The organism is Paenibacillus pabuli NBRC 13638, assembly GCF_001514495.1.
Taxonomy (GTDB): domain Bacteria; phylum Bacillota; class Bacilli; order Paenibacillales; family Paenibacillaceae; genus Paenibacillus; species Paenibacillus pabuli.
This window is the reverse complement of the sequence record NZ_BCNM01000002.1, coordinates 175,934-193,297: the sequence shown is the minus strand read 5'-3', so window position 1 is coordinate 193,297 and position 17,364 is coordinate 175,934. Positions and strand designations below refer to the sequence as shown.

Annotated in this window: 16 protein-coding genes; 10 read left to right on the top strand and 6 right to left on the bottom strand. The window is 44.4% G+C overall.

Features of this window, described 5'->3' with window-relative positions:
- Positions 1-22: 22 nt before the first annotated feature.
- From PPA03S_RS04395 to mnmL, 3 genes are all read right to left on the bottom strand, one after another.
- On the bottom strand, positions 23-1,000 hold the full coding sequence (locus PPA03S_RS04395) for a type I phosphomannose isomerase catalytic subunit (RefSeq protein WP_062320238.1): 978 nt from the start codon (positions 998-1,000) through the stop codon (positions 23-25).
- 268 nt (positions 1,001-1,268) lie between these two features.
- Positions 1,269-1,856 (bottom strand): tRNA 5-(aminomethyl)-2-thiouridylate-methyltransferase MnmM, encoded by a 588-nt coding sequence (gene mnmM / locus PPA03S_RS04390; protein ID WP_062320237.1) that lies wholly within the window; start codon positions 1,854-1,856, stop codon positions 1,269-1,271.
- A 1-nt stretch (position 1,857) separates the two neighbouring features.
- The gene (mnmL, locus tag PPA03S_RS04385) at positions 1,858-2,811 is read right to left on the bottom strand and encodes a tRNA modification radical SAM protein MnmL/YtqA (RefSeq protein WP_062320235.1); all 954 of its coding nucleotides are present in this window, start codon (positions 2,809-2,811) and stop codon (positions 1,858-1,860) included.
- Between the two features lie 271 nt (positions 2,812-3,082).
- Here mnmL and PPA03S_RS04380 point away from each other — a divergent pair, with 271 nt between their 5' ends.
- Both PPA03S_RS04380 and trmB read left to right on the top strand, forming a co-directional pair.
- Complete coding sequence (locus tag PPA03S_RS04380) at positions 3,083-3,283, top strand: hypothetical protein (RefSeq protein ID WP_062320234.1); 201 nt, start codon at positions 3,083-3,085, stop codon at positions 3,281-3,283.
- Between the two features lie 152 nt (positions 3,284-3,435).
- On the top strand, positions 3,436-4,185 hold the full coding sequence (trmB, locus tag PPA03S_RS04375) for a tRNA (guanosine(46)-N7)-methyltransferase TrmB (protein ID WP_062320232.1): 750 nt from the start codon (positions 3,436-3,438) through the stop codon (positions 4,183-4,185).
- 117 nt (positions 4,186-4,302) lie between these two features.
- Here the strand turns inward: trmB and PPA03S_RS04370 are convergent, their stop codons facing one another.
- The gene (locus PPA03S_RS04370; RefSeq protein ID WP_062320230.1) at positions 4,303-6,549 is read right to left on the bottom strand and encodes a helix-turn-helix domain-containing protein; all 2,247 of its coding nucleotides are present in this window, start codon (positions 6,547-6,549) and stop codon (positions 4,303-4,305) included.
- Positions 6,550-6,951: 402 nt separating this feature from the next.
- Here PPA03S_RS04370 and PPA03S_RS04365 point away from each other — a divergent pair, with 402 nt between their 5' ends.
- The 3 genes from PPA03S_RS04365 (at position 6,952) to PPA03S_RS04355 (ending at position 10,444) form a co-directional block, all read left to right on the top strand.
- Entirely contained in the window at positions 6,952-7,857 is a 906-nt protein-coding gene (locus tag PPA03S_RS04365; RefSeq protein WP_157283935.1) for an ABC transporter permease, read from the top strand.
- Positions 7,858-7,887: 30 nt separating this feature from the next.
- Positions 7,888-8,787, top strand: a complete 900-nt coding sequence (locus tag PPA03S_RS04360; protein WP_062320226.1) for a carbohydrate ABC transporter permease — start codon at positions 7,888-7,890, stop codon at positions 8,785-8,787.
- A gap of 103 nt (positions 8,788-8,890) precedes the next feature.
- Positions 8,891-10,444, top strand: coding sequence for an ABC transporter substrate-binding protein (locus tag PPA03S_RS04355; RefSeq protein WP_062320224.1), 1,554 nt, complete (start codon positions 8,891-8,893; stop codon positions 10,442-10,444).
- A 94-nt stretch (positions 10,445-10,538) separates the two neighbouring features.
- Here PPA03S_RS04355 and PPA03S_RS04350 read toward each other — a convergent pair whose 3' ends face one another.
- Together PPA03S_RS04350 and PPA03S_RS04345 are read right to left on the bottom strand one after the other, a co-directional pair.
- Positions 10,539-11,687, bottom strand: a complete 1,149-nt coding sequence (locus tag PPA03S_RS04350) for an MGDG synthase family glycosyltransferase (RefSeq protein ID WP_062320222.1) — start codon at positions 11,685-11,687, stop codon at positions 10,539-10,541.
- A gap of 50 nt (positions 11,688-11,737) precedes the next feature.
- Entirely contained in the window at positions 11,738-12,265 is a 528-nt protein-coding gene (locus tag PPA03S_RS04345; protein WP_062320221.1) for a phosphatase PAP2 family protein, read from the bottom strand.
- Positions 12,266-12,978: 713 nt separating this feature from the next.
- Between PPA03S_RS04345 and PPA03S_RS04340 the strand changes: the two genes are divergently transcribed.
- The 5 genes from PPA03S_RS04340 to PPA03S_RS04320 all read left to right on the top strand — a co-directional run bounded on the left by PPA03S_RS04340 (position 12,979) and on the right by PPA03S_RS04320 (position 17,299).
- Positions 12,979-14,217 carry a glycosyltransferase family 2 protein gene (locus PPA03S_RS04340; protein WP_062320219.1) on the top strand — a complete coding sequence of 413 codons (1,239 nt, stop codon included), beginning with the start codon at positions 12,979-12,981 and terminating at the stop codon, positions 14,215-14,217.
- A 307-nt stretch (positions 14,218-14,524) separates the two neighbouring features.
- Positions 14,525-15,019, top strand: coding sequence for a translation initiation factor IF-3 (gene infC, locus PPA03S_RS04335; protein ID WP_024628309.1), 495 nt, complete (start codon positions 14,525-14,527; stop codon positions 15,017-15,019).
- 24 nt (positions 15,020-15,043) lie between these two features.
- Entirely contained in the window at positions 15,044-15,244 is a 201-nt protein-coding gene (gene rpmI / locus PPA03S_RS04330) for a 50S ribosomal protein L35 (protein WP_062320217.1), read from the top strand.
- 78 nt (positions 15,245-15,322) lie between these two features.
- Positions 15,323-15,682 carry a 50S ribosomal protein L20 gene (gene rplT / locus PPA03S_RS04325; protein ID WP_017689664.1) on the top strand — a complete coding sequence of 120 codons (360 nt, stop codon included), beginning with the start codon at positions 15,323-15,325 and terminating at the stop codon, positions 15,680-15,682.
- A 576-nt stretch (positions 15,683-16,258) separates the two neighbouring features.
- Positions 16,259-17,299 (top strand): BMP family lipoprotein, encoded by a 1,041-nt coding sequence (locus PPA03S_RS04320; RefSeq protein ID WP_062320214.1) that lies wholly within the window; start codon positions 16,259-16,261, stop codon positions 17,297-17,299.
- The last annotated feature ends 65 nt before the right edge of the window (positions 17,300-17,364 follow it).

Below are 17,364 nucleotides of genomic sequence, written 5' to 3'. Positions count from 1 at the left end.
ATTTTAGAAGAACATCAATCGATTATGGCAAGTAAGAGCGTAGAACCGTAGTGTTGCCATCCAGTGTATAAGCGCCCAGATTGGCAGGTAATAAGTAGCATTGTCCGGCCTTCAGTTCAATACTTTCCGATTCAGCATTGTCCCATTCCAGCGTCCCGCTGCCTTCACAGACCACAAGGATAGTGAAGCTTTCGGCACTTGTGGAGAGCTCCCAGCGATTCGTGACGATCCCTTTTTCCACGACAAAATAAGGACATTCGGCCAGCTTCAGCCATTCACCTGGCGTCGCGTTACTGGTTTTCATTGTTGTGGCTCCAGCACCCTCATAAGCGGTTACATTCAATGAATCTTCAACATGCAGTTCGCGTGGTTTGCCATCCAGACCTGGACGATTGTAGTCGTAAATCCGGTACGTTGTATCCGAGTTTTGCTGAATCTCAGCGACGACTACACCGGCACAGAGAGCATGTACGGTCCCGGCAGGGATAAAGAATGTATCGCCTGCTTCCACAGGAACTTGACGAAGGGTATCCATAACGGTACCATTCTCCAGAGCTTCCTTCAGCACTGCGCGATCAACGCCTTCATTCAAACCGTAGATGATGTGCGCTCCTGGTTTGGCATCCAGTACGTACCACATTTCCGTTTTGCCAAGTTCGCCAGGAGGAAGAGCTTCGTAATCATCCGTTGGATGAACCTGTACGGACAGATCATCGTTACAGTCGAGCAATTTGATCAGAAGCGGGAATCGTCCGCCTTTTTCCGAGACACCTTTGGTTCCGAGCCATGCTGTGCCGAATTGTTCACGAACTTCATCAAGTCCTTTGCCAGCAAGTGCTCCATTTAATACTTTGGTTGTACCATTGGGATGATCCGCAATCATCCAACCTTCTCCAATATGTCCTTCAGGCGGTGTCAGGCCGAATTGCTCCAGTGCGCGACCTCCCCATACACGTTCTTTAAACTCTGGTTGAAATTGCAGTGGATATGGCGTAGGCATTCCTAATCTCTCCTCTAGTATATGAAATGGTGGATCGCTTTAATCAGTCATAACCGCGCAGCGGCATGAATTCAGCATATTGCTCATTCAATTAAAACTCGCTTGGGGCGTAAGAGATTGAATAACGCTCTATGGATTGATGCAATATGCTCTTGAAAAGGGTGAATACGGTTGCACATCTTTATGTAGTACACAAATCGCATAAATGGAACACATGTTTCTTAGCTGCGATTGTGTTTAGTTTATTGCATTTGTGTACTAAAGGAAATTATTTTTTCTCAATACCGATCAGAAAAGGTGAAGCTTCTCGCTGCAATTGGCGATACATTACTACTTGTGCTTGCTCTACAGGCAGAGCAGATGCCCACTCCAATACCGCTTCCGCCTCCTGAGAGCCTCCTTCATGGCCCGGGTACAGGACAACGGTAATAATACCCCGCGGCTTAAGCAAGCCCAGTGCGGCCTCGAGTGCAGCAAGGGTACTGTTCGTTTGAGTAATAATGGAGGCGTCAGCACCTTCCGAAGGCAGGTAGCCGAGGTTAAACATGACAGCCCCAACAGCACTTTGCCATGATTCCGGAACGGCTTCGGCCATTCGATCGTGGCTTAATTGAAGCAGGGAGATGGAGCCCATTTTGGCGCTGTCCTCTTCTTGTTTGCGAATTCGGGCTTGTGCCAATGTCAGGGCTTCGCTCTGAATATCAAAACCAATAACTTGACCTCGTTTACCCACTTTTTGTGCCAGAAACAGTGTATCCGCACCAGTGCCTACCGTAGCATCAATGGCCAAATCTCCAGGCTGCAGCCGCGAAGAAATCCACTGATGGGCACAACTTAGAACCGAAAGAAAGCCCATCTTATGCTCCCCTCCAGTATTTACCTTGCCATGAATCCCGCTGCCGCAGTTCCCGATCAATAGCATTCAGTACTTCCCATTTTTTCATGGACCACATCGGACCAATGAGTAGATCACGCGGGGCATCACCTGTCAGGCGGTGGACAATCATTTCCGGTGGCAGCATCTCCAGCGTATCAACGATTAGCTTAATGTACTCGTCTTGTTCCAAAAAACGAAGAAGTCCGGCTTCGTACTGCTTCACCATCGGCGTCTTGCGCATCAGGTGCAGCAGATGAATCTTGATTCCCTGTACATCCATGTGGGCTACGGCCCGTCCGGTATCCAGCATCATTTCATGAGTTTCCTGCGGCAGTCCGTAAATGATGTGTGTACACACACGGATATTCCGTTCGCGGAGCTTAGCGACCGCTTCTTCATAACATTGGGTATCATGTGCACGGTTAATTAGAGTTGATGTGGACTCGTGAATGGTTTGCAGTCCCATTTCAACCCAGAGGTAGGTACGTTCGTTTAATTCAGCCAAATAATCCACGACGTCATCCGGTAAACAGTCAGGGCGAGTGGCTATGGACAAACCGACGACCCCGGGCTGCTTCAAAATCTCTTCAAAGTATTCACGCAGTTCTTCAACGGGAGCATACGTGTTGGTATAGGCTTGAAAGTAGCCGATGTAATGGGCTGTAGGCCACTTCAGATGCTGTTTGTCCCGGATCGTATTGAATTGGGTTACCAGATCATCACGTCTGCTGCCAGCGAAATCACCGGATCCACGAGCGCTGCAGAACGTGCAGCCACCCTTGGCAATGGACCCATCACGGTTAGGGCAGGTAAATCCGGCGTCCAGCATGACTTTGAAGACTTTATTGTTGAACTCGTCTCTCATTTCATAATTCCATGTATGGAATCGTTTATCTCCCCATAAAAGAGGAGGTTGTAGTGAAGGTGCATTCATCTTAAGGATACTCCTTTGGCTGCCTGATGTCTTGCTTATTAATTTACCGAAATCAACGCTTCATGAACTTTTACCATTGTATCAAAAAACTCAAAAAAAGGGGAATCTAGTCGCAAAAATAGGCCATAGAATGGTGGTTTTATCCTTGCTATAGTTTACACCTTATGTTATATTTAAACCAACGTCAGACACCATCCAATGGGTACTATTCATCATAGCATTTGAATCAATGTTGACGTCATGGACCATACTATACCGTGAGGTGATATGAATGAATTCCCAAGTTAAAAACAATGATCTTCATCATGTTTCTGTAGAACTGACGGCAGAAGAAGCTCTCGCTTTGACAGGTGTTCGTTTCAATGGCAATCCGAAAGTGAAAGCGGCTGCAAGACAAAAAGTTCGCGATGCTTTCGAAAAGACATTTGATTTTTCACACCAAGATAAGGTAGACTATGAACTATTAAAGTAGTTGGACCCCAATTCCAAATAAATCGAAGAGGGAATCTTTGAGATTTGCCCCAAAGTGGCAGATCCGAAGATTCCTTTTTCATTGCTCTTTACAATTCGCCGGTTCTTCGGCAAAATGATTCTGAGACAAGTATGGATAAACGGAGGAATAAGATGCGTTTACGTGGCAGAAAAGGGATTCGTGAAAATCTGGAGCAGCAAGTCGATCTCGTTGTTCTTGATCCCAAACAGTATAAAGGAAAATGGTCTGAACTGTTTGGTAATGACCATCCGATCTTTGTGGAATTTGGTATGGGTAAAGGTCAATTTATCAGCCAAATGAGTTATAAATATCCGGAATATAATTTTATCGGCATTGATATGTATGATGAGCTGGTTCGTCGTGCCAGTGAGAAAGCACGGAAAGCATGGAGTCAGGCGGAAGTGGACACACCTCCCAACCTGAAGCTGGCCCTGGCCAATATTGAACAGATCGAGGACGTATTTGAAGAGGCGGAATTGGAGCGGATTTATCTGAACTTCAGCGATCCTTGGCCTAAAGCCAAGCATGCACGCCGTCGTTTGACTCATCCACGATTCCTGAAGAAATATACGGAACTCCTTAACAAAAAGGGACAGATCCATTTCAAAACAGACTCGGAGACATTATTCGATTTTTCACTCAACGCGATTGCTGACTTTGGTCTGCAAATGACCAATCTGTCCCTGAATCTGCACCGCGATGGATTGAACGAAGAACATGTTATGACAGAGTATGAACAGAAATTCATGGGCAAAGGCATGAACATTCACCGGGTTGAGGTGATCGTTGGTGAAGATGCGCTGCGCGAGTACCAACAGATCCGTTTGGACAAGTATAAAGTCCGGGAAGCTGCGAACGAGTCTGACGAGGAACAAGAGTAATTGGATTTGAAAAGCGTTACAAGGGCACCAGGCCCTTGTAACGCTTTTTGCTATCTGCATTTTCAATTTATAACTAACGATTTTTCATAACCCGCTCACATTTGTTATTTCCCTCAGCTAAAGCTCTGAATGCAGCTCTTTTCGGCGATAATCGTTCGGAGTAACCCCGTTGAACTTCTTAAACATGCGATAAAAATAAGAACTGTTCGTGAATCCTGTTTGTTCCGCAATATTGGCAACAGATTTATCCGTCTCCATAAGCAAATGCTGGGCTTTGGCTATTCGCGTCTCGTTGATTACATCCGTCAGTCCCTTTAACGTTAATTGTTTGTAGAGCCTGCTGACGTATATGGGTGACATGACCAGTTCATCGGCAATTGAAGTCAGGCAGAGGTTGGTGTCCGCATAGTCCCGTTCAATAATACAGTTGATTTTGCGAATTAATTCTTCGTGTTTAAGCGTTCGTTTCTCCTCTACTTTGGATCCAAGCTCATCGAACATCCGGTAGAAGTGTGCGTGAACTTCACTGAGATCCTCGGCATCATGTATAGGTAACATCGAACTGTCGGAGCTGGAATCGATCGTAAGCTGATTGTTCTTTTTGAGTGTATTTCGTACATGGTTCAACGTCATGGTCAGATGGGATAAAGCCAATTGGAATACAGTAAACGGATATTTTGCCGTTTCACCAACGATGTCTGCATAAACCTGTTTGGCTTCGGCTGTTTTGCCAGTCATCAGGCAATCGATCAGCTGTCTCTCTTTTCCAACAGGGAAAGCATACTCTTTGGTTTGATACGCCATAATGTCCGAGGTATAGATCAGGCATCCAGGGCCCATAAACAAACGATGAAGCGATGCTTCTGCGGATCGCGTATAAGCGGCAATACTGTTTTCCAGAGATTCTTCGGCTGGCCCGATCGTAAAAGAAATGGAGCATTTCAAATGAGTCATCACGGCAGTCTGCATCATGCGAAGCAGATCTTCAATAGATTCATGTTTGTGAGTGCCATCCTCATGTATTTTATCATTGAAGATTAAAGTGATCAGATCTCCTCCCATATCCACAGCTTCTGTATGGTAGTAAAGGTCGGCCGTTTCCATACAAATGTTCATCATAGCGTATTTCACAAGTTGAGTCTCATCCCGATAAGTCTCACTGAAGTCGGCAAAATGATCAATGCGAAGCAGCACCAATCTGGATAGGCGATGCACATCGATAGACGAACCATAAAACTTCATTCGTTCCTCCAGCATGCGTCCAGTTACGGTTTCCCGGCCTTGCAGAGCCCCGCGCAGGAAGTCCTGCCGCAATAAATGCAAGCTTCCGCGACGCTCTGCTTCCATTACACGCATACGGACGATGACTTTATCAATCGGATGATACAATTTTCGGGATACCAGGTAGGATAAGAGTAGTCCGGCAATGAGTAGTCCAAGGCAAAACAAAACGGTATGTGTTCGCATATTTCGAATATCTGCGGTAATCAGGTCATAAGGCGTGATTCGCACATAGCGCCATCCGAGGTTGTCAGGTGAGGTGTAGGTAATCAATGATTTTTCTCCATCAACCGTTGCGGTAAAATAAGCAGACTGCCCTGTATTTTGAAGGATCGGTTGTATAAACGTTTCATTGGAAAGGTCTTTCATTAAAGAACGATGGTTAAACTCGGATAATAACTGTCCTTTTTCATTGATAATAAACGCGTTGCCTGGCTGATCAACTGAATTCATATTGGGACTGAGCCAATCGTCCTTAATGTTTACGATGACCGCATAGTTCAGTTTGGCGTTGTCGTTGATCGTGTCGTAACAGAGATACGTATAGCTGCTGACTTCGGTCGCTTCTGTGGAACCAACCTGATATGTACGTGGAATCGGCACAAAAGGTTTGTACTCATGAAATCGCTCAAGGATACTTGTTATCCCCTGATCGTCAATTTCCGTGATGGATTGCTGTCCATTGCGCACTTCATTGGAGCTAATGAAGAAATCATTACTTTTGGAATTATATACATAGATGGATTCGATAAAAGGAAGGGACATCCGGTAGTTATCCAGCTGTCTCATCGCGGAAGTAACTTCATAGATACTCGGTTTGGAATAGAGCAGAAGTGATGAGATGGTATAGTCCTGGTAAATCTGATAAGACAATGATTTGGCGGTCTCAGTCATCTTGGAGACTTCCCGACTGGTCTGGGTAAGGCTGTTCATATCTGTGCGATAGACCTGGCGGAGAGCAATACGATTATAGTTGACATACAAAATGGTGGCTGCCACGAGCAATGTAGCAACAGTGCTGATAATAACCCCAATCCAAATCCGTGTAAACACCTTCTGACTGTCCGCTGAACGTTTACGCATGTCCTGTCCTCCCCGTGCCTCCCTGTTTTGGATGAGCGAATTATAACTTCATAGCCAAGTATTGGGCTTCATATAAGGCTGTGGCGAATCACGGATGGTATCTTGAATTATATATAATGTATGCGTTTACATCAATGATAGACAGGGGGACTATACTCGATTTTCTTGGCTAAAGTTCAACTTTCGCTTTATTGTTCACTATGTTTAGGCTATGTACGATTTCAAGATTTGTGAACACACTGCCGTTCATTCAGTGTTTGTTCATTTTGTTCATATTGCAATGAGCAGAATCGTTCATGATCTGATCGAATGATTCAGTATCCGATTGCAGCGAGGGCATCTACAATAAAAACAGAGCTTCACTGCGCAACGCGCCGCAAGAAATTCGGGAGGGATCGAGCCATGCTCAAAGAATTGAACAAAAACAAAATCATGTTCCTGATGCTGCTGCCAACCCTGATCTTTTTTCTGATTAACTCGTATTTTCCGATGGTGGGCATTTATTATGCGTTTACCCGTTATGATTTTGAAGGAGGCTTGTTTGGAAGTCCTTTCGTGGGCCTGGAAAACTTCAAGTTTCTATGGCAATCTGGAATGCTGCTGAAGCTCACTACCAACACCGTAGGATACAATCTGGCCTTCATTATATTAGGAAATGGGGTGGCTATCCTTTGCGCCATTATGCTTAGTGAAATCCGGGGCAGGTTGTTCAAAAAAATGACGCAATCCATAATGTTCTTACCGTATTTTATCTCGTTTGTACTATTAAGTGTAATCGCTTACAACATGTTCAACTATGAATCCGGCTTTGTGAACACGGTACTGAAACGTTTCGAGGCAGGCCCAATCGACATATACAATACACCGTGGATTTGGGTATTCCTGATCATTATTTTTTACCTTTGGAAAAATCTGGGGTATAGCATGGTCATCTACCTCGCAGCCATTACTGGGATTAGCGATGAGTACTACGAAGCCGCCAGAATTGACGGGGCCAACATCTTTCAGCGAATTTGGTACATTACCGTCCCCATGCTGAAGCCGACATTTGTCATCCTGTTGTTGTTCTCGCTTGGTAGTATCATGAAAGGCCAGTTCGATCTCTTTTATCAGCTTATTGGAAATAACGGTGTTCTCTATAACGCTACGGATATTATCGATACGTATGTGTATCGTTCCCTGAAAGTGACGTTTGATATCGGCATGGCTACTGCCGCAGGCTTATATCAGTCGCTGTTTGGTTTTATTCTGATCATGACCGTGAATTATATCATCCGCAAAGTGAACGAAGATTACGCCTTGTTCTAGAATGCCCGCAGGGCAGAAAGGAGATCCACTATGCATACTCGTGCCAGAGATTCGGAGTTTACCTTGCTGTTTCAAGTGATTGCTTACAGCATCATTGTCATTCTTTCAATAATATGTTTGCTCCCGTTTTTGCTCATTCTATCCGGTTCGTTCAGCAGCAACGAATCGATTGTAAGAGAGGGATACCATCTTTTCCCGACGGATTTTTCCCTTGAAGGTTACAAGATGGTGTTCAAGTTCCCGACCCAGGTGCTCAAAGCCTATGGCGTAACGGTTTTTACAACCGTTGTAGGTACTGCCCTCGGATTGTTTCTGATTACGATGGCAGGATTCGTGCTGCAGCGCAAAGACTTCAAGTACCGCAATACCTTTTCGTTCTTTATCTACTTCACAACCCTGTTTGGTGGGGGATTGGTACCCTGGTACATTATGCTGGCCAATTACTTCAATCTCACGGATACGTACACTGTGTTGATTTTCCCGGGACTGATGACCCCTTTCCTTATTATTTTGATGAAAAATTTCATTCGTTCAGCCGTTCCTGAAGAACTGATTGAATCTGCCAAGATTGATGGGGCGAATGATTTTCGCATGTATTGCAGTATTGTTTTGAAACTCGCGATGCCAGGGATCGCAACCGTAGGTTTGTTTCTTGCATTAGGTTACTGGAATGACTGGTTTACATCATCACTCTTCATTAACAATCCGGACATGTACCAACTGCAATTTTATTTGTACAACACGATGAATACGATTACCTTCATTGATCAGATGGCCATAGGAACCGGTATCACGCTAAGCCAGGATGTACCTACCGAATCCACCAAAATGGCGATGGCGATCGTGGTGACGGGTCCAATTTTGTTCCTGTATCCATTTGTCCAGCGTTATTTTGTCAAAGGACTTACGATTGGGGCGGTAAAAGGTTAGAACGTGAACGCGCTGTGAACGAAGGGTTGCTGCAAGGTTTTCTTCCCGCTCTGTACCACGGCGTATCTGCGCTAACATATAAGGTCTAACACTAAAAGGGAGGATGCGTATGCGTAACAAAACATTTCGGCACCTGTCTCTGGTATTTGCCCTGATGCTGTTCGCCGGGGTAATCGCCGCATGTAATAATAGTTCAGGAGGATTGGCGCAAGGAAGCGAGCAGGGAGGTTCTTCGGAGAACAAAGGTGAGAAGGTAACACTGCAATTTTACATGCTCGGTGATGCACCCAAAGATCTACCCGTGATTGAATCCGAGATCAACAAACTGGCTGAAGCCGATCTGAATGTGAACGTAAAATTCAACTACACCTCCTGGACCGACTGGGATCAAAAATACAAACTGCTGCTGTCCTCCGGTCAGCCGATGGATCTGATCTTTACTGCGGATTGGACGTTCTACCAGTCTTATGCAAAAAAAGGAGCATTCCTCCCGCTGGATGAGATGCTGCCCAAAGCGGCGCCAACGCTAAAATCCCACGTACCCGAAGACATGTGGAATGCGGTCAAAATCAATGACAAAATCTATACCGTGCCATCCACCTGGATAGAGTATGTGACAGAAGGAATTGCCTACCGTGAGGATCTGCGTGAGAAGTATAATCTTCCTAAACCGGAATCATTGGAGACGCTTGAAGCTTATCTGGAAGGAATTAAAGCGAATGAACCGAGTATGACGCCAATCGCGGATAGCAATGCGAACCATACCCACGGTATTCGTCAATTGACATCCAAGCTGGTGAATACGGCCGGGCAGCTCCCATACGGGCTGGACATCATGTATGATACACCTTCAAACATAACGTCCTATTGGGGTTCAGCACAGCATCTGGAAGACCTGAAAACATACAAACGTTGGATGGATAAAGGCTTTTTTCCGAAAAACGTACTGAATGTAAAAGATACCTCCAACTCATTGCTGCAAAATGGAAAATCAGCTGTTGTTCTGTCAGGAGAGAATCCGAATAAGTTCAATGCTGATGTAATCAAGGTGCAGTCCACGCATCCGGATTGGAAGCTGGGTTATTTCCCTTACCCGAATGCGAAAGGGTTTGCACAGCCGGTTCATCCGATACACAACGGTTTCGCAATCCCGCGGAGCAGCAAAAACCCGGAGAAGGCATTGGCGTTTTACGAGAAACTCGTTACGGATAAACGTTATAACTGGCTCACCGAATATGGTGTGGAAGGTAAAAATTTTGAAGTGCAAGATGGCTATTACAAAATGGTGGGAGAGGCTCAAACCAACGGATTCCCGCGTGAAGGAATGAATGGTTGGGCTTGGCGTAATCCAGACTTCATGCTCTATGACAAAACCTTCGATGATGTGCTGACCATGTTTGAAGAGTTGGACAAAATCAAAAAGCCGGATATCTTTACAGGATTTGCTGAAGACTGGACCCCGTATCAGGCCGAAAAGGCAGCACTTGAACAGGTTGAGAAACAATATCTGTATCCGCTTAATGTAGGTTTGGTGGAAGACGTGGAAGCGGGATTAAACACATTTATGGAGAAAGCCAAACAGGCAGGTCTGGAAAAAATTCAAACCGAGTATACCAAACAGTGGCAGGAATATTTGAAGTCTTCGGGTATTCAGTAGTTTGTACTTTCCCTCATATTTCTATATCGAAAAAAGGTGCCTTCATTTATTTGAAGGCACCTTGACTATAGGTATGAGAGCTTGTTTGCAGCCGTTAAGGCTTGGCTTGGTCAGTAGAGTAGGGACGCAGGTCCAGCAGGTCGATAATACTCTGTGCACTCTGCATGGGATGATACTTGGCGATCTGCGCCAACTGGCGTTTGCGTTTACGAACGATATCTGGATAGTGATGGAGAAGTTTATTCATCCATTTTACAACCACGTCAAGTGAGGTAATCGGCTCACCCAGACCCCTGGCGGTAAAATAATGGACATTCTCTTCTTCCTGACCCGGTATGGGATTGTGGAACAGCATGGGTATTCCTTTTGCCAAACCTTCACTGCACGTCATTCCGCCCGGTTTGGTAATAAGGAGATCGGATACCTCCATTAATTTGTCCACTTCCTTGGTATAACCGATAATATGAATGTTTTCTTTCTGGTACAGCGGGTTTTGTTCCATGCTGATTCGACTTTTGTCATTGCGACCAAGGCAGAAAATAATCTGTACGTCCGCATGCCAGCGTGTAAGTAATTGGTTCACTACTTCATCACTGAGCATGCCCCAGCCTCCGCCCATAACAAGCACCGTAGGCATATTTTTTAATTTGAACTTGCTGCGTATCTCATCCCGTCGGGGATGTTCCCAAAAATTGGGGTGGATTGGAATGCCGGTTACCCTAATCTTGTCAATAGACACACCCCTCAGCATTAATTTGGACTTTACCTCATCGGTTGAGACGAGATACAAGTCCACCTCAGGACTGATCCAAGTCCCATGCGCATCATAATCGGTGATGACTGTACAAAGCGGAACCTGTACGCCCAGGCGCTTGAGCCTGGATATAACTGCGCTGGGGATAGGATGGGTGCATACAATAGCATTTGGACGGAGCTGACGCACAACACTGCGCGTATGGGTGTAAAACAGCTTGTGCAAAGCGAGTGTAGTCAGCCGATTCAGGGATTTTTTATATTGATGCCTGTATACATACCCGATGAGCTTGGGCTGGTTAATGACTGTTTTTTTGTATGCTGTAATAATAAGTGGCGCCATTCTGGGATTCAGAAAACTTCCCAGCTCAAGCACTTTGGTTTGCACATCCGGCGACAGTTTCTTCAAACTGCTGGAAAGTGCATAAGCGGCTTGCGTATGACCGGCGCCAAAGCCTTCAGATAATAGTAATACTCTTTTTTTCTCCACGCTTGCTTCACCTGTTCCTGCTAGGTTTTCCTTAGTCTAACATATCCACATTATGTCCATAAAGCAACTGTTGCAAGTGCGACTAAAGTACCGATTGTGGCTCCTGCAAGTACGTCTGAGGGATAGTGTAATCCCAAGTAAATTCGAGAAAATCCGACAATTAAGGCAACAGGCAGTAGCATCAGTAACAAGAATGGCTCCATGACCATAAACGGAACCGTAACCGAGAATATGGCGGTCGTATGCCCTGAAGGGAACGAATGGTCCGTCAGGGGGTTACGGAAGGTGATGGTATCCGGCAGGGCAAGATAAGGACGGATCCGCGGATACAGTTTTTTGGCGATGGCTACGGGAATATGACTCACCGCAAGCGCAATGCAAGCTTGCAGCCCTGTTGTGTTCCAGGGGGCGGGAGCCAGCAGCCAGATGAGCAACGATACTGCAATAGAAGATGTTGCTCCGCCCAGATGGGTGAAATAATACAGCCAGAAGTTCATAAATCGATTATGAAGTCGACCATTAATCCACATAAATACATTTCGATCATACTCTTGAAACTTTACGAATAAACGGCTCATAGTGGCCTCCTGCCAGTCAGGCCGCCCAAGTTGGCGGCAGTATTTCCGGTGAATTGCTGTGTCCGGTTTCGTCCTGATTAATATATAACCGTTTTTCGTAAACTTGAGGTTATTTCAGGTATATGTTTATCATATTTTTAAATGTTGTCCTTTTCAAGAAGAACACATGTGAAGAAAGTAAATTTCATGTTAAAGAGTGGATAAACACCCAACTTAACTTTTTGACTCGGACGAGCCAAAAAAGATACAATGATTCAACATGGCTGAAATGAGGTAAAAAAATGTGAGTTTTAAATTAAACTTTTGGTGGTCTGTTTACGTTATTTAATATAGAGCCTCTGTTAATCTGTATCAGCCTGGAGAAAAAAGCAGGGACTTTAGAAATAAAAATCAAGTAAACGGCTGAAAATAAGATATAACAGGCATGAATGCGAGGTTGCAGTATCACAAACTGCCAATTCAGCGTTTAAAGTTCACATTTCTGCTTCAGGAAGTGAAATTGCGGTTTTGACAAATGGCTGAAAAGCATACAAAATCGATAAAGCAGCCAAATGGCAATAACCATGCTTGAAACATTGCCTCAAATATTTGCGTAGTAAACTAAAGAACAGGGTCATATTCTGCAGATCACAAATAAAAATAAAGATGCAGAATCAGGAAGAGAAACGTCTTAAAGTAATCTGGGTTTGAAAAAAAGGGGGTAACAGAGAACGATGTTGGACGCTATATTCGTCACGTTGCAGGTCATTCTGGCACTGCTAGCCGTGTACCAATTCACGTTTTCGCTGTTCGGTCTGATTAAGAAAAAGAAAAAAAACCATTATCCGGCGACAAAGTCATTCGCTGTACTCGTTGCAGCACACAATGAGGAACAGGTCATCGGTGCCTTGATGGAGAACTTGAAACAGCTTGATTATCCGGAAGATCTGTACGATGTGTTTGTCATTTGCGACAACTGTACGGATGGAACGGCTCAAATTGTAAGGCAGCACGGACTGAATGCTTGTGTACGTACCAATGCCGATCTGAGGGGTAAAGGGTACGCGATAGAATGGATGCTGAAATATCTGTGGAAATTGCCACGTCAGTACGACGCGGTTGTTATGTTTGACGCAGATAACCTGGTTGACCGTAACTTCTTGCTTGAGATGAACGATGACTTGTGCAATGGTTCCCGTGTTATCCAAGGATACATTGATACGAAAAATCCGGAGGATTCCTGGATTACAGCGGCATACGGTGTATCGTACTGGTACATCAACCGTTTGTGGCAGTTGTCACGTCATAACCTGAATATGGCGAATTTCCTCGGAGGTACTGGAATGTGCTTCGAGACCAACCTGCTCAAGGAAATTGGCTGGGGCGCGACAAGTCTGGTTGAGGATTTGGAGTTTACGATGCGCAGTGTTCAGCGTAACGTATACCCTGTTTTTAACTATGATGCCAAAGTATTTGATGAGAAACCGTTAACTTTTAAAGCTTCTGCAAGACAACGTCTTCGCTGGATGCAAGGTCACTTTACAGTCGCGCGTAGATATTTCTTCCCGCTGCTGTGGCAAAGTATCAAAGAAAGAAGCTTGGTGAAGTTTGACCTTGCTGTGTATGGCGCAAACGTCTACGTCGTTCTGCTTACGTTTCTGATGACTGCTGCCCTGTGGGTGGATACAGCCATATTCAGTGGTCCGCATATCGCAAACATATACGGGTACTTCCCGCTTTGGGTAGGATTTGTAGCGATCGGACTGAATATCCTGACATTCCTGTTGTCCATGGCCCTGGAGAAGGTTACGTTTGCCAAAGTATATCTGTACCTGATCCTGTTCCCGATTTACCTGCTCTCTTGGTATCCAATTACGTTCTATGCGTTCTTTACGCAGAACAACAAACAATGGAGCCATACCCAACATACACGTGTTGTACGTTTGGATGAGGTGCAGAGCAAGCAGGGATAACAAATATTGAGCTTGTTGAAAACATGTCCAATAAAATATTGAAGACGTGTTGACAATCTTTCGGTAGGATGGTATAGTATTCAAGTGCGTTAAATGAATAGCGATGGAATCACAAGTAGAAGTCCGACTTCTCACCTGATCAACTTATGTTGACTGGTCAACGATCCCAATAATTTATGAAGTTGTATACTCATGAAGAATTGTGTTGATTACAGGGATGTCGGTAGCTTAACCGGCATCCCTTTTATTTTTGTGTAACAGGATATTCAAAATGACCTGGAGGTGGACGGTTATTAGTAAAGATCACATGATTAATGATGAGATTCGGGCGAAGGAAGTACGCCTTGTCGGAGCTGAAGGGGAACAAATTGGGATCACGCCGATTCGGGAAGCACTGCAAATGGCGATTGACCTGAACTTGGACCTGGTCAATGTGGCACCACAGGCTAAACCGCCGGTATGCCGCATCATGGACTATGGCAAATTCCGCTATGAGCAACAAAAGAAAGACAAAGAAGCCCGTAAGAACCAGAAAATTGTTGACATTAAAGAAGTATGGTTCCGTTCCAATATTGAGGAGCATGATTATCAAACGAAGCTTCGTAATGTAGTTAAGTTTTTGAAAGAAGGCGACAAGGTAAAATGTTCCGTTCGTTACCGCGGACGTGAAATTGCGCATGCCGCCATTGGTCAACGGATTTTGGAGCGTGTTAAGGTGGAAGTTGCTGAACTTTGCACCATTGAACGTCAGCCAAAATTGGAAGGCCGCAGTATGATCATGATTCTGGCTCCTAAAGCCTGATAACATTGAAGGAGGAAACACAAAATGCCTAAAATGAAAACACACAGCAGTTTGAAAGGACGCTTCAAAATTACCGGTTCCGGTAAAGTCCTTCGTTACAAAGCTCACAAAAACCACTTGCTTTCCCATAAATCAAAACGTGCTAAGCGCGTTCTGAACGGTAACCCAGTTATGGCTGCCGGGGACGTAAGACGTTTGAAACAAGGTCTGGCTAACTTGAAATAGTAAATCCGTATGGGGGATCGGCTTAGGCCGTACACATACTACGGATACATTTAATATTTATTTGGGAGGTTCTTTAATATGGCAAGAGTAAAAGGCGGTTTTGTAGTACGTCGTCGTCATAAAAAGGTTTTGAAACTGGCAAGAGGTTATTTCGGTTCCAAACACCGTATTTTTAAAACAGCTAATGAGCAAGTAATGAAATCCCTGGTTTACGCATACCGTGACCGTCGCAACACCAAACGTAACTTCCGCAGACTGTGGATCGTTCGTATCAATGCTGCAGCACGTATGAATGGTTTGTCTTACAACAAACTGATCCATGGTTTGAAACTTGCTGGTGTAGACATGAACCGCAAAATGTTGGCTGATCTGGCCGTGAATGACATCAATGCGTTCAACTCTTTGGCTACTGTAGCTAAAGGCAAAATCAACGCTTAAAACTGTTTATGCAAGCCGCCGTACCTATGGCGGCTTTTTTTACGGCTTAAAGAGGATCGGTTAAAGAGAATACCGGTGTTTGAGCGAATATGTTGCGGCCTGTAAGGACACAATGGAAGCATAGGATTAGTGAATAACAGAATGTCTAAATACATAAAATACGAACGGTGAAATAATGCAAACAAAAACAGAGGATTACCACTTCACACCAGAAGGTATGGTAAGTTTTTGTTATCTAACATTACATCATTGTAACGTTAGTGTGTTAAACCGTTAAAATATTAAGCGCTTTCAACAAAAAAAGAACAAAAATAAGTGATAATTGGTGATGAAACATCTGGATTTTACCACGGGTTGAATGTATAATCACCTCTAGTAGGCTAGTCCTAAACTTTTCTCTTCATGTCATAATGTTCGGTTTTTCGACAGGTGACACAATCTTTGAGGGGTAAGAATGCGCTTTTAATGTCGAAGAAACCATACATTCTGCATAAAAGCCATATTATCGATCTGTTGATCCGTTCCGTTTTGGCCTGAACAGGAATTAGGTATATATCATTAAGGGGGAACAGAGAAATGAAAAAGATGCTCAGCTTGTCTTTGGTCATGTTGCTGGCAGTATCGGTTATGCTCGCAGGTTGCGGTAGCAAACCGAAAGAGGAAACAAATGCCGGAGGAAATACAGGTGGCGAAAACACTGAAGCTAAATCCGATTTGAAAATCGGTATGGTTACTGACGTAGGTGGCGTTAACGACAAATCGTTTAACCAATCCGCTTGGGAAGCTCTGCAAGCAACTGAAACTGAAACAGGTGTAGCTGTTAAATACCTGCAAAGTAAATCCGATGAAGAGTACATTCCGAACCTGAACGAGTTCGTTAAAGGTGGATATGATCTGACTTGGGGTATCGGTTTCCAATTGGCTGATGCGATCAAGACTGTAGCTGAACAAAATCCTGATTCCAAACTCGCGATCATCGACAGTGTTGTTGATGCTCCTAACGTTAAATCGGTAACATTTGCTGAAGAAGAAGGTTCTTACTTGGTAGGTGTTGTAGCAGGTCTGACAACGAAATCGAACAAAATTGGTTTTGTTGGCGGTATGGAAAGCCCACTGATCAAAAAGTTTGAAGTTGGTTTCAGAGAAGGCGTTAAAGCTGTTAATCCTAATGCTGAGTTCATTTCCAACTACACAGGCGCATTTGATAAGCCTGACCTGGGTAAAGCAGCAGCAGCAACACTCTACAACAAAGGCGTAGATATCATTTTCCACGCTTCCGGTGCTACTGGTAATGGTGTGTTCAAAGAAGCAATCGCTCGTAAGGAACAAGGTCAAGACGTTTGGGTTATCGGTGTAGATAAAGACCAATCCCTGGAGTTTGGTGATGAAATAACACTGACTTCTATGATCAAAAAAGTTGACGAAGCTGTTAAGCGCGTAAACCAAGAAATTATCGATGGAACATTCAAAGGCGGAGCTGAGAACCTGACTTTGAAAGAAAACGGTGTAGGTATCGCTGATACTTCGACGAAAAATGTTTCTGCTGAGACACTTGCCAAAGTGGACGAGTACAAAGAAAAAATCATCAACGGCGAAATCAAAATTCCTACAGAATAATTTGATTCTGTCTGTATAAAAGAATAATCAACGAGGCCGGTCTTGACCGGCCTTATGATTGTCAG

What these genes read in the sequence shown, in the direction of transcription:
- PPA03S_RS04340 (WP_062320219.1), top strand. Translation starts at nt 12,979, where the DNA reads ATGTTGGACGCTATATTCGTCACGTTGCAGGTCATTCTGGCACTGCTA.
- PPA03S_RS04345 (WP_062320221.1), bottom strand. Translation starts at nt 12,265, where the DNA reads ATGAGCCGTTTATTCGTAAAGTTTCAAGAGTATGATCGAAATGTATTT.
- infC (WP_024628309.1), top strand. Translation starts at nt 14,525, where the DNA reads ATGATTAATGATGAGATTCGGGCGAAGGAAGTACGCCTTGTCGGAGCT.
- rplT (WP_017689664.1), top strand. Translation starts at nt 15,323, where the DNA reads ATGGCAAGAGTAAAAGGCGGTTTTGTAGTACGTCGTCGTCATAAAAAG.
- PPA03S_RS04355 (WP_062320224.1), top strand. Translation starts at nt 8,891, where the DNA reads ATGCGTATGCGTAACAAAACATTTCGGCACCTGTCTCTGGTATTTGCC.
- mnmL (WP_062320235.1), bottom strand. Translation starts at nt 2,811, where the DNA reads ATGAATGCACCTTCACTACAACCTCCTCTTTTATGGGGAGATAAACGA.
- PPA03S_RS04370 (WP_062320230.1), bottom strand. Translation starts at nt 6,549, where the DNA reads ATGCGTAAACGTTCAGCGGACAGTCAGAAGGTGTTTACACGGATTTGG.
- PPA03S_RS04395 (WP_062320238.1), bottom strand. Translation starts at nt 1,000, where the DNA reads ATGCCTACGCCATATCCACTGCAATTTCAACCAGAGTTTAAAGAACGT.
- PPA03S_RS04380 (WP_062320234.1), top strand. Translation starts at nt 3,083, where the DNA reads ATGAATTCCCAAGTTAAAAACAATGATCTTCATCATGTTTCTGTAGAA.
- PPA03S_RS04320 (WP_062320214.1), top strand. Translation starts at nt 16,259, where the DNA reads ATGAAAAAGATGCTCAGCTTGTCTTTGGTCATGTTGCTGGCAGTATCG.
- PPA03S_RS04365 (WP_157283935.1), top strand. Translation starts at nt 6,952, where the DNA reads ATGCTCAAAGAATTGAACAAAAACAAAATCATGTTCCTGATGCTGCTG.
- rpmI (WP_062320217.1), top strand. Translation starts at nt 15,044, where the DNA reads ATGCCTAAAATGAAAACACACAGCAGTTTGAAAGGACGCTTCAAAATT.
- mnmM (WP_062320237.1), bottom strand. Translation starts at nt 1,856, where the DNA reads ATGGGCTTTCTTTCGGTTCTAAGTTGTGCCCATCAGTGGATTTCTTCG.
- trmB (WP_062320232.1), top strand. Translation starts at nt 3,436, where the DNA reads ATGCGTTTACGTGGCAGAAAAGGGATTCGTGAAAATCTGGAGCAGCAA.
- PPA03S_RS04360 (WP_062320226.1), top strand. Translation starts at nt 7,888, where the DNA reads ATGCATACTCGTGCCAGAGATTCGGAGTTTACCTTGCTGTTTCAAGTG.